At 61.8% G+C, this 14,065-nt stretch carries 12 protein-coding genes; 7 read left to right on the top strand and 5 right to left on the bottom strand.

Annotation, left to right across the window (positions count from 1 at the left end; genetic code table 11):
- Positions 1–26 precede the first annotated feature (26 nt).
- Positions 27–1,481 (top strand): dihydropyrimidinase, encoded by a 1,455-nt coding sequence (hydA, locus tag FHT75_RS00590; RefSeq protein ID WP_063474393.1) that lies wholly within the window; start codon positions 27–29, stop codon positions 1,479–1,481.
- A gap of 58 nt (positions 1,482–1,539) precedes the next feature.
- Here hydA and FHT75_RS00585 read toward each other — a convergent pair whose 3' ends face one another.
- Positions 1,540–1,953: a cupin domain-containing protein gene (locus FHT75_RS00585; RefSeq protein WP_025570392.1), complete on the bottom strand. Its 414-nt coding sequence runs from the start codon at positions 1,951–1,953 to the stop codon at positions 1,540–1,542.
- A gap of 94 nt (positions 1,954–2,047) precedes the next feature.
- On the opposite strand from FHT75_RS00585, the gene FHT75_RS00580 reads away from it, so the two are divergent.
- The 6 genes from FHT75_RS00580 (at position 2,048) to FHT75_RS00555 (ending at position 10,903) form a co-directional block, all read left to right on the top strand.
- On the top strand, positions 2,048–2,833 hold the full coding sequence (locus tag FHT75_RS00580; RefSeq protein ID WP_063474392.1) for an ABC transporter ATP-binding protein: 786 nt from the start codon (positions 2,048–2,050) through the stop codon (positions 2,831–2,833).
- 57 nt (positions 2,834–2,890) lie between these two features.
- Positions 2,891–3,820: an ABC transporter permease gene (locus tag FHT75_RS00575; protein WP_063474685.1), complete on the top strand. Its 930-nt coding sequence runs from the start codon at positions 2,891–2,893 to the stop codon at positions 3,818–3,820.
- Entirely contained in the window at positions 3,817–4,944 is a 1,128-nt protein-coding gene (locus FHT75_RS00570; RefSeq protein ID WP_063474391.1) for an ABC transporter permease, read from the top strand. The genes FHT75_RS00575 and FHT75_RS00570 overlap by 4 nt, the downstream gene beginning before the upstream one ends.
- 58 nt (positions 4,945–5,002) lie before the next feature.
- Complete coding sequence (locus FHT75_RS00565; RefSeq protein ID WP_047618698.1) at positions 5,003–5,974, top strand: ABC transporter substrate-binding protein; 972 nt, start codon at positions 5,003–5,005, stop codon at positions 5,972–5,974.
- A 399-nt stretch (positions 5,975–6,373) separates the two neighbouring features.
- On the top strand, positions 6,374–7,564 hold the full coding sequence (locus tag FHT75_RS00560; protein WP_063474390.1) for an efflux RND transporter periplasmic adaptor subunit: 1,191 nt from the start codon (positions 6,374–6,376) through the stop codon (positions 7,562–7,564).
- Between the two features lie 12 nt (positions 7,565–7,576).
- A complete protein-coding gene (locus FHT75_RS00555; protein ID WP_047618693.1) occupies positions 7,577–10,903 on the top strand; it encodes an efflux RND transporter permease subunit in 3,327 nt (1,108 codons plus the stop codon).
- A gap of 82 nt (positions 10,904–10,985) precedes the next feature.
- Here FHT75_RS00555 and ureG read toward each other — a convergent pair whose 3' ends face one another.
- The 4 genes from ureG to FHT75_RS00535 form a co-directional block, all read right to left on the bottom strand.
- Complete coding sequence (gene ureG / locus FHT75_RS00550) at positions 10,986–11,597, bottom strand: urease accessory protein UreG (RefSeq protein WP_063474389.1); 612 nt, start codon at positions 11,595–11,597, stop codon at positions 10,986–10,988.
- A 189-nt stretch (positions 11,598–11,786) separates the two neighbouring features.
- Positions 11,787–12,458 carry an urease accessory protein UreF gene (locus FHT75_RS00545; protein ID WP_063474388.1) on the bottom strand — a complete coding sequence of 224 codons (672 nt, stop codon included), beginning with the start codon at positions 12,456–12,458 and terminating at the stop codon, positions 11,787–11,789.
- 6 nt (positions 12,459–12,464) lie between these two features.
- On the bottom strand, positions 12,465–13,076 hold the full coding sequence (locus FHT75_RS00540) for an urease accessory protein UreE (protein WP_082008852.1): 612 nt from the start codon (positions 13,074–13,076) through the stop codon (positions 12,465–12,467).
- Between the two features lie 84 nt (positions 13,077–13,160).
- Positions 13,161–14,024 (bottom strand): GGDEF domain-containing protein, encoded by an 864-nt coding sequence (locus tag FHT75_RS00535; RefSeq protein WP_025570373.1) that lies wholly within the window; start codon positions 14,022–14,024, stop codon positions 13,161–13,163.
- Positions 14,025–14,065: the final 41 nt, after the last annotated feature.

Genomic DNA, 14,065 nt, shown 5'->3' with positions numbered 1-14,065 from the left:
GATCGCGGGGAAAAGGAACAGCAGCCATGACCACAGTCATCAAGAACGGCACCATCGTCACCGCCGACCTGACCTACAAGGCGGATGTCAAGATCGATGGCGGCAAGATCGTCGAGATTGGCCCGAACCTCTCCGGCGACGAAACCCTCGACGCCTCCGGCTGTTATATCATGCCGGGCGGCATCGACCCGCACACCCATCTCGAAATGCCCTTCATGGGTACCTATTCCTCTGACGATTTCGAGAGCGGCACGCGCGCGGCCCTTTCCGGCGGCACGACGATGGTGGTCGATTTTGCGCTCCCCGCCCCCGGCCAGTCCCTGCTCGAAGCGCTGACCATGTGGGACAACAAATCGACCCGGGCCAATTGCGATTATTCCTTCCACATGGCGGTTACCTGGTGGAGCGAGCAGGTCTTCAAGGAGATGGAGACCATCGTCCGCGACAAGGGCATCAACACCTTCAAGCACTTCATGGCCTATAAGGGCGCGCTGATGGTGGACGACGACGAGATGTTCGCGTCTTTCCAGCGCTGCGCCGAACTCGGCGCCCTGCCGCTGGTGCATGCCGAAAACGGCGACGTCGTCGCCTCGATGTCGGCAAAGCTGCTGGCCGAAGGCAATAACGGCCCCGAGGCGCATGCCTATTCGCGGCCCGCAGAAGTCGAGGGCGAAGCCACCAACCGCGCCATTATGATCGCCGATATGGCCGGCTGCCCGGTCTATATCGTCCACACCTCCTGCGAACAGGCGCACGAGGCGATCCGCCGCGCCCGCGCCAAAGGCATGCGTGTCTATGGCGAACCGCTGATCCAGCACCTGACGCTCGACGAGAGCGAATATTCCAACCCCGACTGGGATCACGCCGCCCGCCGAGTGATGTCGCCGCCCTTCCGCAGCAAACAGCATCAGGACTCGCTTTGGGCGGGCCTTGCCTCCGGCTCGTTGCAGGTGGTCGCCACCGACCATTGCGCCTTCACCACGGCGCAGAAGCGCTTCGGCGTCGGCGATTTCACCAAGATCCCGAACGGCACCGGCGGCCTCGAAGACCGCATGCCGATGCTCTGGACGCATGGCGTCAACACAGGCCGGTTGACGATGAACGAATTCGTCGCCGTCACCTCGACCAACATCGCCAAGATCCTCAACATCTATCCGAAGAAGGGCGCGATCCTGGTCGGCGCCGATGCCGATATCGTCGTCTGGGATCCGAAACGTTCCAAGACCATCTCGTCCAAGGCCCAGCAGTCGGCGATCGACTACAACGTCTTCGAGGGCAAGGAAGTGACCGGCCTGCCGCGCTACACGCTGACGCGCGGCATCGTCGCGATCGAGGAAAGCACCATCAAGACCCGCGAGGGCCACGGCGAATTCGTCCGGCGCGAGCCGGTGACGGCCGTCAGCAAGGCGCTGTCCACCTGGAAGGAGATCACCTCTCCGCGCAAGGTGGAGCGCAGCGGCATTCCGGCAACCGGCGTATGATGATGGTGCGTAACGATACGGCCATCAACCGGGGACCGACGCCTCCATGCCAATGACCTCACGCCGGCACCAAAGCGTCCAACTCCGGCAGCAGCACGACGCTCTCCTGCTCGTTCGGATCGGTGCGCGCGATGACCGCCGTGCACGGCGTGCTGCTGAGGTTTGCCGGCAGATGCGGCACGCCTGCCGGGATATAGAAAAGTTCGCCGGCATGGACGACGACGTGATGCTCCAGCCGGTCCCCGTACCAGGTATGCGCCTCGCCGGAGAGCATGTAGATCGCCGTCTCGTGCGCCTCATGCAGATGCGCCTTGGCGCGCACGCCGGGTGGGATCGTCAGGAGGTGCATGCAGATGCCCTTGGCGCCGACCGTCTCGGCCGCGACCCCTTCGAAATAGCTGAGACCCTGCTTGCCGTCATAGGCATGATTGGGGCGAACGATGTGGCAGGTGGGCTTTGATGTCACGTCCATCCTCATCCTCCATGGAATGTATCGTCGATAAAACCGGCGATAATGATAACACGCAAACCGCGTTCCCGCGGGGAAAACAAGACTGGTCGCATTGATGCAAGCACCCTCCGTCGTATCCGCCAAGGATCTCTGTCTCACCTACCAGGCGAATGACGGCCCGGTGCGTGCCCTGAGCAATGTCAATCTCGATGTTCGCAAGGGCGATTTCGTCTCTTTCATCGGCCCGTCGGGCTGCGGCAAGACGACCTTCCTGCGTGTCATCGCCGATCTGGAGAAGAGCACCTCGGGCGAGATCTCGATCAATGGCATGACGCCGGAAGAGGCGCGCAAGGCCCGTGCCTACGGCTATGTCTTCCAGGCGCCGGCGCTCTATCCCTGGCGCACCATCGAAAACAACATCGCCCTGCCGCTGGAAATCATGGGATATTCTGGCGCCGACCGGACGAGGCGCATCGCCGAAGCGCTCGATCTCGTCAGTCTTTCCGGCTTCGAGAAGAAATTCCCCTGGCAGCTTTCCGGCGGCATGCAGCAGCGCGCCTCGATCGCCCGCGCGCTCGCCTTCGACGCCGACCTGCTGCTGATGGACGAGCCCTTCGGCGCGCTGGACGAGATCGTCCGCGACCATCTGAACGAAGAGCTGCTGAAGCTCTGGACCCGCACCAACAAGACGATCTGCTTCGTCACCCATTCCATCCCCGAGGCGGTCTACCTCTCGACCAAGATCGTGGTGATGTCGCCGCGTCCGGGCCGCGTGACCGACGTGATCGACTCGACCCTGCCTGCCGAACGCCCGCTCGACATCCGCGACACCCCCGAATTCCTGGAAATCGCCCATCGCGTCCGCGAGGGGCTGAGAACGGGGCATAGCCATGAGGTTTAGCCGGTTGAGTTCGAGGGATGGTTGGGCGTCCGGGGCCAGCAAATGGGGGCAGTCGCTGTGAAACCCGACACCTTCAAAGACAAGATCGTCCCCGTCACCACCATTCTGTTGGCCCTCCTCGTCATCTGGTATGTCGCTGCGGTCCTGATGAACGCGCCGTTCCAGCGCGACATGGACGGCCGCGCCGGCGCCACCCCTACGACCATCGAATTCATCGGCAAGACGCTCGCCCAGCCGAAGCCGATCCTGCCGGCGCCGCATCAGGTGGCGCAGAACGTCTACGAGAACACCTTCCTGCGCAGCCTTTCGAGCAATCGCAGCCTCGTCTATCACAGCTGGGTGACGCTCTCCTCGACCCTGCTCGGCTTCGGTTTCGGCATGCTGCTCGGCATCCTTCTTGCCGTGCTGATCGTGCACAATCGCGCCATGGACCGCTCGCTGATGCCCTGGCTGGTGGCGAGCCAGACCATACCGATCCTTGCGATTGCACCGATGATCGTCATCATCTCCTACAATGTGCTGACCGGCGACAATGCAATTGCGCATCTGCTGAACCTCGATTCCGACACTTCCCGCCTCGTTTCCAAGGCGCTGATCTCCACCTACCTCTCTTTCTTTCCGGTCGCCGTCGGCATGGTGAAGGGGCTGCGTTCGCCCGAAATCATGCATCTCGACCTGATGCGCACCTATTATGCCAGCCCGATGCAGACGTTCTGGAAGCTCCGCGTTCCCGCCTCGATCCCTTTCCTCTTCACCTCGATGAAGGTCGCGATCGCCGCCAGCCTGGTCGGCGCCATCGTCGGCGAGTTGCCGACGGGGGCTGTCGCCGGCATCGGCTCGAAGCTGCTCGCCGGCTCCTATTATAGCCAGACCATCGACATCTGGGCCGCCCTCGTCGCCGGATCGCTGCTGGCCGGTATCCTGGTCGCGATCGTCGGCCTTGCGGCGAAGATCGTCGACCGCACCATGGGCGGGAGGCCGGCATGAGACATCTGAGCTTTTCCTGGCAAGGCGTCGTTGCCCTCCTTCTCTGTCTCGCGGCGCTGACGGCCCTGCCGCTCCTGGCCGATGGCGCGCCGCGCCCCTTCACCGACGGCACGGCAAGCCTCACTTTCACCATCGTCATCGCGGCAGCCCTCCTGTCCTTCGCGCCGCAGCCGCCGGCCTATCGTGCCACCGTCTTGTTTATCGGCGCACATGGCGCCGCCTGGATGCTGCTTTCCGCTCTCTCCGGCAATGACGGCGCGGCCACACGGGCTTTCTTCCTGCTGCTCTTTGCCTGCTGGCTGCTTGCCTGGCGATGCGTCACCGAGCTGTCGAAATTGCAGCCCGTCACCGCCTTCGGCAGATCGACACTCCAACTGCTGATCCCGGCGATCTTCGGCGCCTGGATACTCATCCTCTGGGAGGCGGTTACGCGCGGTGCCGGCGTCCCCTTCATCCTGCTGCCGCCGCCGAGCGCCATCGGCGCGCGCATCATGGCCTCGCTGCCGATCCTCGGCGACGATGTCAGGCAGACGATCTTCAAGGCGGTGCTGATCGGTTACATCGTCGGCTGCCTCAGCGGCTTCGCCGTCGCGGTGCTGGCCGATCGCATCGTCTTCCTGCGCCGCGGCCTGCTGCCGATCGGCAACATGGTGTCGGCTCTGCCGATCATTGGCGTTGCCCCCGTCATGGTCATGTGGTTCGGCTTCGACTGGCCGTCGAAGGCCGCCGTCGTCATCATCATGACCTTTTTCCCGATGCTGGTGAACACCGTCGCCGGCCTTGCCGCCTCCGGCAGCATGGAGCGCGACCTGATGCGCACCTATGCCTCGAGCGACTGGCAGACGCTGCTCAAGCTCAAGCTTCCGGCAGCAATGCCCTTTATTTTCAATGCACTGAAGATCAACTCGACGCTGGCGCTGATTGGTGCCATCGTTGCGGAATTCTTCGGAACGCCGATCGTCGGCATGGGCTTCCGCATCTCCACCGAGATCGGCCGCATGAATGTCGACATGGTCTGGGCGGAAATCGCCGTCGCGGCGCTGGCCGGCTCGATCTTCTATGGTGTCATCGCCCTGACCGAACGGGCGGTGACGTTCTGGCATCCGTCTATCCGTGGTGGCTAGACGCGCGCGGGCTTTGCAAACAGGTCCGGGCATAACTTCAGAGGGTAAGGATAAGAAAATGAGAAAGTTGATGGTTGCAATGATGGCAAGCGCGATGTCGCTTGCAGCAGCCCATGCGATGGCCGCCGACAAGGTGGTGCTGCAGTTGAAATGGGTCACGCAGAGCCAGTTCGGCGGTTATTACGTCGCCAAGGACAAGGGCTTTTACAAGGAAGAAGGCCTCGACGTCGACATCAAGCCGGGCGGCCCCGATATCGCCCCCGAGCAGGTGATCGCCGGCGGCGGCGCCGATGTCATCGTCGACTGGATGGGCGGCGCCCTGGTTGCCCGCGAAAAGGGCGTTCCGCTCGTCAACATCGCCCAGCCCTACCAGAAGTCCGGCCTGGAAATGGTCTGCCGCAAGGACGGCCCGGTCAAGACCGAAGCCGACTTCAAGGGCCACACGCTCGGCGTCTGGTTCTTCGGCAACGAATATCCCTTCTTTGCCTGGATGAACAAGCTCGGCCTGTCCACGGAAGGCGGCCCGAACGGCGTCACCGTGCTGAAGCAGAGCTTCGACGTACAGCCGCTCGTCCAGAAGCAGGCCGACTGCATTTCCGTCATGACCTATAACGAATACTGGCAGGCGATCGATGCCGGCTTCAAGCCGGAAGAACTGACGGTCTTCAACTATACCGAGATGGGCAACGACCTTCTCGAAGACGGCCTCTATGCGATGGAAGACAAGCTGAAGGACCCGGCCTTCAAGGAAAAGATGGTCAAGTTCGTCCGCGCTTCGTTGAAGGGCTGGAAATATGCGACCGAGAATCCCGATGAAGCCGCCGAGATCGTCATGGACAATGGCGGTCAGGACGAAAACCACCAGAAGCGCATGATGGGCGAAGTCGCCAAGCTGGTCGGCGACGGCTCCGGCAAGCTGGATGAAGCGCTCTATGCCCGCACGGCAAAGGCGTTGCTCGACCAGAAGATCATCAGCAAGGAGCCTGCGGGCGCCTGGACGCACGACATTACCGACGCCGCTGCCAAGTAGTTTCGGCAATATTGCGAAGCGAAACGCGCGGAAGATTTCCGCGCGTTTTGTTTTTTCGGCGCAAGACCGGAAAAAACACCTTGCAACTGTCGCATTTATCGGGCGTCAAACGTCATGGGGTAGAAGCGCGATCAATCTTCGTAATGTTGACATAACCTTGCGGTGATTGATTGACGTCGGAATGGTAATTATTATCGCCTCATGGGGAATTGTTTTCTGCCGGACTTGTAGATCGAGCAAATCGATACCACCTACAAGCCGAATTTGCCGGCGAGGGATGAAGACGGCAAAGGATCGGCGGATACCTCTGAGAATGCAGGAAGGGCAGTGGCCTGATCGCGCGCTGAGTGGCAGACGCGCGAGTTCGGCCAACCTTATCATAAGATTGGACGAAGACGCATGGCACGTAAGCCGATTGGAATTCTAGGCGCCTCCACCCTTTTCGCAGCAGCTCTGGCTGCATCAACCGCATTTTCGCAGGAAACGCCGGTCGCAAAACCGCAGCAGAACCTGCCGGCAATCGTCGTCACCAAGGCTGTCAATCGCACTCTCGTCGACCGTGTCATCGGCACGGGAACGATCAAGCCCGTCGAGGAAGTCTATATCCAGCCGCAGGTCGAAGGTCTGTCGATCCGCACGCTGAAAGCCGATGTCGGCGACAAGGTTCAGGCGGAAAGCACGCTGGCGACGCTCAATGACGACGCGCTGGTGCTGGAAAAGAGCCAGATGATGGCGACGAAAGCCAAGGGTCAGGCAAGTCTCGCCCAGCTGCGCGCCCAGCTCATCGAGGCACAGGCCAATGCCGAACAGGCAAGGCAGCAGCAGGCCCGCGCCCAGGAAATGGTCAAGAAGGGCACGGTTTCCACCGCCCAGGTCGAACAGGCCGATGCGACTGCCGCCGCCGCCAATGCCCGCGTTGTCTCCGCCGAACAGGCGATCGAGGTCGCCGAAGCCGATCTCAAGGTCTTCGACAGCCAGATCGCCGATGCCGATCTGAAGCTGGCACGCACCGACGTGAAGACGCCGGTCGCCGGCACGGTCTCGGCGAAAAACGCCAAGGTCGGTGCGATAGCTGCCGGCAACGGCGACCCATTGTTCACCATCATCCGCGACGGTGATGTCGAGCTTGTCGCCGAGGTCGCCGAAAGCGATATCGTCAGGGTCGTGGCCGGCCAGAAGGCGGCAATTTCGCTTTCCGGCAGCCGCGAGAAGCTTTCCGGCGCCATCCGCCTGGTGTCGCCGACCGTCGATCCGGTCACCCGCCTCGGCCTCGTCCATATCTCCATCGACGATGACAGCAAGGCGCGTTCCGGCATGTATGGCAGCGCCGAGATCATCGTCCGCGAGACCGAGGGCGTATCGCTTCCCCTGACCGCCGTGCTGACCGGCAATGAAGGCTCCTCCGCCCGCAAGGTCGAGGATGGCGTGGTGAAATTCGCCAAGATCGAGACCGGCATCCAGGACGGTGCCTATGTCGAGATCGTCGATGGATTGAAGACCGGCGACGAGGTCGTGGCCAAGGCGGGCGCTTATGTCCGTGACGGCGACCACATCACTCCGGTGCGTGAACAGCCCCCGGCTTCCAACTAAAGAGACCATCCGATGAATTTTTCAGCCTGGTCCATTCGAAATCCCATCGCGCCGCTTCTGGCCTTCTGCCTGCTGGTGTTCATCGGCATGCAGTCCTTCAATTCGCTGCCGATCACGCGCTTCCCGAACATCGATGTGCCGCTCGTTTCGATCAGCGTGACCCAGAGCGGCGCCTCACCGGCTGAACTCGAAATGCAGGTGACGAAGGAGATCGAAGACGCGATCGCCTCGATCACCGGCATCGACGAAATCCAGTCGACGGTGACCGACGGCAGCTCGCAGACCAATGTGATGTTCCGGATGGAAGTGCCGACGGAACAGGCCGTACAGGACGTCAAGGACGCGATCGACCGAATCCGCAGCGACCTGCCGGCGACTGCCGAAGCGCCGATCGTCACCAAGGTCGATGTCGAGGGCCAGGCGATCCAGACCTTCGCCGTTTCCTCGCCCGATATGTCGCTGGAAGAACTCTCCTGGTTCGTCGACGATACCGTCAAGCGTGCGCTGCAGGGCCAGGCCGGTATCGGCCGCGTCGATCGCTATGGCGGCGCCGAGCGCGAAGTGCGCATTGAACTCACCCCCGGCAAGCTCGATGCCTATGGCATCACCGCTGCAAGCGTGAACCAGCAGCTGCGTGGCACCAACATCGACCTCGGCTCCGGCCGCGGCCAGGTGGCCGGCAGCGAACAGGCGATCCGTGTTCTGGGCGATGCCCGCAACGTCGCCGAACTCGCCGACACGACGATCGCACTGCCGAACGGCCGCTTCGTCAAACTGTCCGATCTCGGTGTCATCAAGGACACCTATGAAGAGCCGAAATCCTTCTCGCGCTTCAACGCCACGCCGGTTGTCACCTTCGGCGTCTTCCGCTCGAAGGGCGCCAGCGAAGTCAGCGTCGCCGAAACCGTAGCGCAAAGCCTCGACAAGGTGCGGACCGAAAACCCGAACGTGAAGATCGAACTGATCGACGATTCGGTGTATTTCACCTATGGCAATTACGAAGCCGCCATCCATACGCTGCTCGAAGGCGCGCTGCTCGCCGTCATCGTCGTCTTCCTGTTCCTCAGGAACTGGCGCGCGACGCTGATTTCGGCAATCGCCCTTCCGCTGTCTGCGATCCCGACCTTCTGGATCATGGACATGATGGGCTTCTCGCTGAACCTCGTCAGCTTCCTTGCTTTGACGCTCGCGACCGGTATTCTCGTCGACGATGCGATCGTCGAAATCGAAAACATCGCCCGCCACATCAAGATGGGCAAGACGCCCTATCGGGCGGCGATCGAGGCGGCTGATGAAATCGGCCTTGCCGTCATCGCCACCACCTTCACGATCATTGCCGTCTTCGTGCCGGTTTCCTTCATGCCGGGCATTCCGGGCCAGTACTTCATCCAGTTCGGCCTGACGGTCGCCTTCTCCGTCTTCTTCTCGCTGATGGTCGCGCGCCTCATCACCCCGATGATGGCTGCCTATCTCATGCGCGCCGAAGACGGCATGGAAGACCATCACGACAATGACGGCCTGCTGATGCGTGGATACACCCGTCTCATACGCGGCACGACCGGGCGCTGGTATACGCGTTACGCGACGCTGATTGTCGCCTTCGCTTTCCTGGTCGGCTCCGTTTTGCTGCTGATGCAGGTTCCCGGCAGCTTTTTGCCGCCGGAAGATGCCTCGCGCATCGTTCTCTCCGTCGAACTGCCGCCCAATGCACGGCTTGACGATACCGAGAAGACGACGGATGCGATCTACGATCGGGTCAAGGACATCAACGGCGTCGAAAGCGTCTTCGTCCTCGGCGGCGCATCGCCGAAGGGGGATCTCGAACTGCGCCGCGCCACCATCACGCTGGCGCTTCACAAGCTCGACCAATCGCTGATCAAGAAGATGGTCAATGACGGGCTCGGCCATATCCCGGTCATCGGGCCGATGCTGCCGAAGGTGGAAGTCCACGGCCGCGAACGTCCGCAATGGGATATCGAAAAGGAAGTCTTCGCCAAGTTGCGCGACATTCCCGACGTTCATATCCTCAAGCTCAACGACCGCGGCGAACGCGACCTCTCCTTCAACTTCCTCTCCAAGAACGAGAAGGACCTGAACGACGCCGTCGGCATTCTGGAATCCAAGCTTCGCGCTGATCCGCTGCTGGCCAATGTCAGCGCCGACGGCGCCCTGCCCCGCCCGGAACTGCAGGTTTACCCGCGCAAGGACGAGGCCGCCCGCCTCGGCATCACGCCGCAGCAGATCTCCGAGACCATCCGCGTCGCCACCATCGGCGATGTCGATGCGGCCCTTGCCAAGATCTCGCTCGACGATCGCCAGATCCCGATCCGTGTCCAGGCGGCACTCGACATGCGTCGCGACCTTGCGGCGCTGCGGGCACTGAAGATCCAGACCGCCAGCGGCGGCACCGTTCCGCTCGCGAGCGTCGCCAATATCGACTATTCGGAGGGCGTAAGCTCGATCAAGCGCAACAACCGTTACCGCGTCGTCTCGATCGGTTCCGACCTGCCGCAGGGCGTGGCGCTCGACACGGCTTCGGCCCGGTTCCGTGAAATCGTCAAGGAGGCCAATATTCCGGCCACGGTGCACCTTGCCGAAAGCGGCGACACCAAAGTCCAGTCCGAGATGCAGCAGAGCTTCGTCAACGCCATGTTGATGGGCCTCCTGCTGGTGCTGACGGTGCTGATCCTGCTCTTCAAGGACGTGATCCAGCCCTTCACCATCCTGTTCTCACTGCCGCTCGCCATTGGCGGCGTCGCAGCCGGCCTGATCCTCACCAGCAATCCGCTGTCCATGCCCGTCATGATCGGTATCCTGATGCTGATGGGTGTCGTCACCAAGAACGCCATCCTGCTCGTGGATTTCGCCATCGAGATGCGCCACCAGGGCATAGCCCGGGTCGAAGCCATGGTCGAAGCCGGCCGCAAGCGCGCCCGGCCGATCATCATGACCTCGATCGCCATGTCGGCAGGCATGCTGCCTTCCGCGCTCGGTGTCGGCGAAGGCGGCTCCTTCCGGGCGCCGATGGCGATCGCGGTGATCGGCGGCATCATCGTCTCGACGGTGCTCTCGCTCGTCGTCGTGCCCTCCTTCTTCCTGATCATGGACGATCTGTCCCGCCTGCTCGGCTGGGCTTTCGGCCGCCTGGTCGGCCGGAAGGACAATGAGGACCTGCCGCTGTCGCGCGAGGATCTCACCCGCGTCACCCGCGAGAACCGCAGCGAGATCGACTCGCTGGAGGAGCGCCTGACCGCGATCGAAAAGCCGGAAAGCAAGCGCAAGACCGCCAACAGCAACGACACCAACGTGCTCCGCCTGCCGCCCTTCGCGGCGGAATAGTCAAAAAACCCACAAAATGAACGGGCCGGGAGTCAACTCCCGGCCCGTTCATTTTGCCATTCCTTTTTCGCCGTTCTGACCGTCAGAGCCCGCCCTGCTCCCTGAGGAAGCTGACGATCGAGCTGATGCCGTCGCCGCGCTTCATGTCGGAGAAGACGAAGGGGCGGCTCGCACGCATCCGCGTCGCATCCCGGTCCATCACCTCGAGATCGGCGCCGACATAGGGCGCCAGGTCCTTCTTGTTGATGACAAGCAGGTCCGAGCGGGTGATGCCAGGCCCGCCCTTGCGCGGGATTTCCTCGCCCTGGCAGACGGAGATGACATAGATGGTGATATCGGCAAGATCGGGCGAAAAGGTCGCCGCCAGATTGTCGCCGCCGGATTCGATGAAGACGACGTCGAGATCGGGGATCCGCTGGTTGAGGCCGGCGATCGCCTGCAAATTAATCGTCGCATCCTCGCGAATAGCGGTATGTGGGCAGCCGCCGGTCTCGACGCCGACGATGCGGTCGGAAGGCAGTGCCTGCATGCGCACCAGCGCTTCGGCATCCTCGGTCGTATAGATGTCGTTGGTGACGACGGCGACGGAATAATCGTCGCGCATCGCTTTGCAGAGCTTTTCGGTCAGCGCCGTCTTGCCCGAACCGACCGGCCCGCCGATGCCGACACGCAAAGGTCCGTTTCTTGATTTCATGTGCCTTACTCCAATCCAAGCTGATGATAGCGAAGCCGCCCGCCCGCGCCACCGTCAAATGACTTAGAGCGCTTGTTTTTCTTCGAATCACGGAAGCGCTCTATCTCGTTGTTTTCACGCAATTCCGGGCGCAAAACCGCTGCGCACTTTTGCTGGAATTGCTCTAGCCACAGCGATAATTTCGCACCGTCACGAGCGGAACAGCCGCGTCGTCTGCATCTCGTGGCGCAGGCTGGCAATATCGGCCTGCACGGTCGCCGAGCCCAGATCGTCGAGCGTCGAGGCTGCCGCCCGTCGGGCGACCTCCGCGATACATTCTTCAAGACCGGCAAGGATGGCAACGCCATTCCTCTGTCCGGCAACGCCGAGACGGATGCCTGCCGATATCGCCTGCGATGCATAGGCATGCAGGAAGATGGCAAGCGCCTTCTCGGGCTTTATGTCGTGGGCGCCCGTCACCGCCCCGACCGCAATGGGATAAGCGACCTTGTCAGGCAATCGCTCGAACACCTCGTCCGGCCAGGCCCGCGCCGCCGCAAGAAAAGCCTCGCCGAGCAACATCGTTTCCTGATGGCGCTCGCGCGACCCGGCAAGCGCTTCGGCGAGTGCGGCAATCTCGGCAAGGCGCAGGGGCTCTGCCTGGTACCTGTGACTTTCGGCCAGAAGCACGGCATCGTTCCAGACCGACCCATGGCCGATCAGCGTGCCGATCCAGGCCGCAAGCGAGCTCGAATCTGTAACCAGCCCGTCGGACACTGCCCGCTCCAGCCCTCCCGAATAGGCAAAGCTGCCGATCGGAAAGGCCGGCGAGAGCCATGCCGTCAGGCGCAGCAATGCCTGGAGCTCGCGATCACTCGTCATCAAGGCTCAGTCGTGCTTGTGGTCGTGATGTCCATGGTCATGATCCCGTCCATGGTCATGACTATGGTCATGATCATGACCGCGATCGTGGCGGTGCTCATGCTCATGCTCGTAGCCATGTTCGTGATCATGGTCATGGCCGTGATTATGAGCAAGATCGTGATCATGCCCATGCGAATGCCCGCCGTGAGAATGGTAGGCGCCGCGCGCCGGCTGGAACGGCTCGTCGATTTCGAGAACGACGGCGCCGAGTCCCTGCAGCATGGTGCGGATGACATGATCGCGCAGGATGACGATGCGGTCTTCCTCGATCTGCGCAGCAAGATGCCGGTTGCCGAGATGCCAGGCGAGTTCCACGAGATGCGTGCGGTCGCGTCCGCGAACCTCGAAGAGCTTCTCGTCGGCAGCGAGGATCTCGATCAACTCGCCGTCGTCACGTACCAACAGATCGCCATTGGCGAAAAGCACCGCATCCTTGAGATCGAGCATGACCATCTCGCCATTTTCCAGATGCAGCAGCTTGCGGCGCAAATGGCGCAAGTCATGCGGCAGCTTGACCTGGGCGGTCGGATGGGAGGAAGGGGTTCCGGCAGGAAGATAGGAAGTAACGCGCTGCATGGTATGTCCGTTTTCTGAGAGGACGACCATGCAAAATAGCTCTTCCCGATGCAAGCACCAATGGTTTTTCACTCGGATCCATCTTTATATTCCGTAAGCCTGCATCACGTTGTCGCTCTCCAGCCCCCTGCCTTCGACATCGACGCCGTTCTCCGCAAGCCCGTGCCAGGCATGATGCAAACCCTCCCGCTCGTGCACGACGCGATTGCGCCCAAGCGCCTTGGCCAGATAGAGCGCCCGGTCGGCAGAAGCATAGACCTGCTGCTTGTTGCGCTCGGCGACGAGATCGGCCACACCGCCGGAAACGGTAATGCGGATGTCGTGCCCGTCCGCCTTGATGGCGCCGCTTGCGATCCGGGCTCGGACACCTTCGATGCGCTCCATCCGTGCCTCCAGCGGCTCGCCGGAGACGATGACGCCGAACTCCTCCCCACCCAGCCGTGCGACAATGGAAATTTCATCGAAGGTAGATGTGAGCATGCCTGATACTGCGGTAATGACGGCATCGCCGCAAGCATGGCCGAAGCGATCGTTGATCGCCTTGAAGCGGTCGACATCGAAAATCACAAGCGAAGCGTTGCCCTCGGTTTTTTCCAGTGCCTCCGTAAAGGCGCGCCGGTTCAGCAGGCCGGAGAGCGTGTCCGTGCGGCTGAGCTTTTCGAACTCCGCCCGCGACAGCGTCAGCTCATGCAGGGCAAAACCGGCAGCCAGCGACAGCATGCCGGAAACCGTCCCGCCGACGAGCCAGGAAAAAATGGCGCCGAAGCTGATCGCATGCGAGAGTGTCACCGGCAACAGGCCGAAAAAGCCAAGCGGCGGTATCGTCAGCACCATGATGACGCCGGAGAGGACAACGGCAAGAAAGCTCATCTTCAGCGCGAAGACATAGACGTTTCTGCGATGTTGAAAATTGCCAAAATCGGCCTGCAGCGACATCCAGTTTCTCATGAGAATCGACCTTCCTGCCCGGCGTTTCAAGGCATTGATAA

Source organism: Rhizobium sp. BK112 (genome assembly GCF_014193215.1).
Taxonomy (GTDB): domain Bacteria; phylum Pseudomonadota; class Alphaproteobacteria; order Rhizobiales; family Rhizobiaceae; genus Rhizobium; species Rhizobium anhuiense.
Note: the sequence above shows the minus strand (reverse complement) of the source record. Positions and strands in the feature narration are given on the sequence as shown.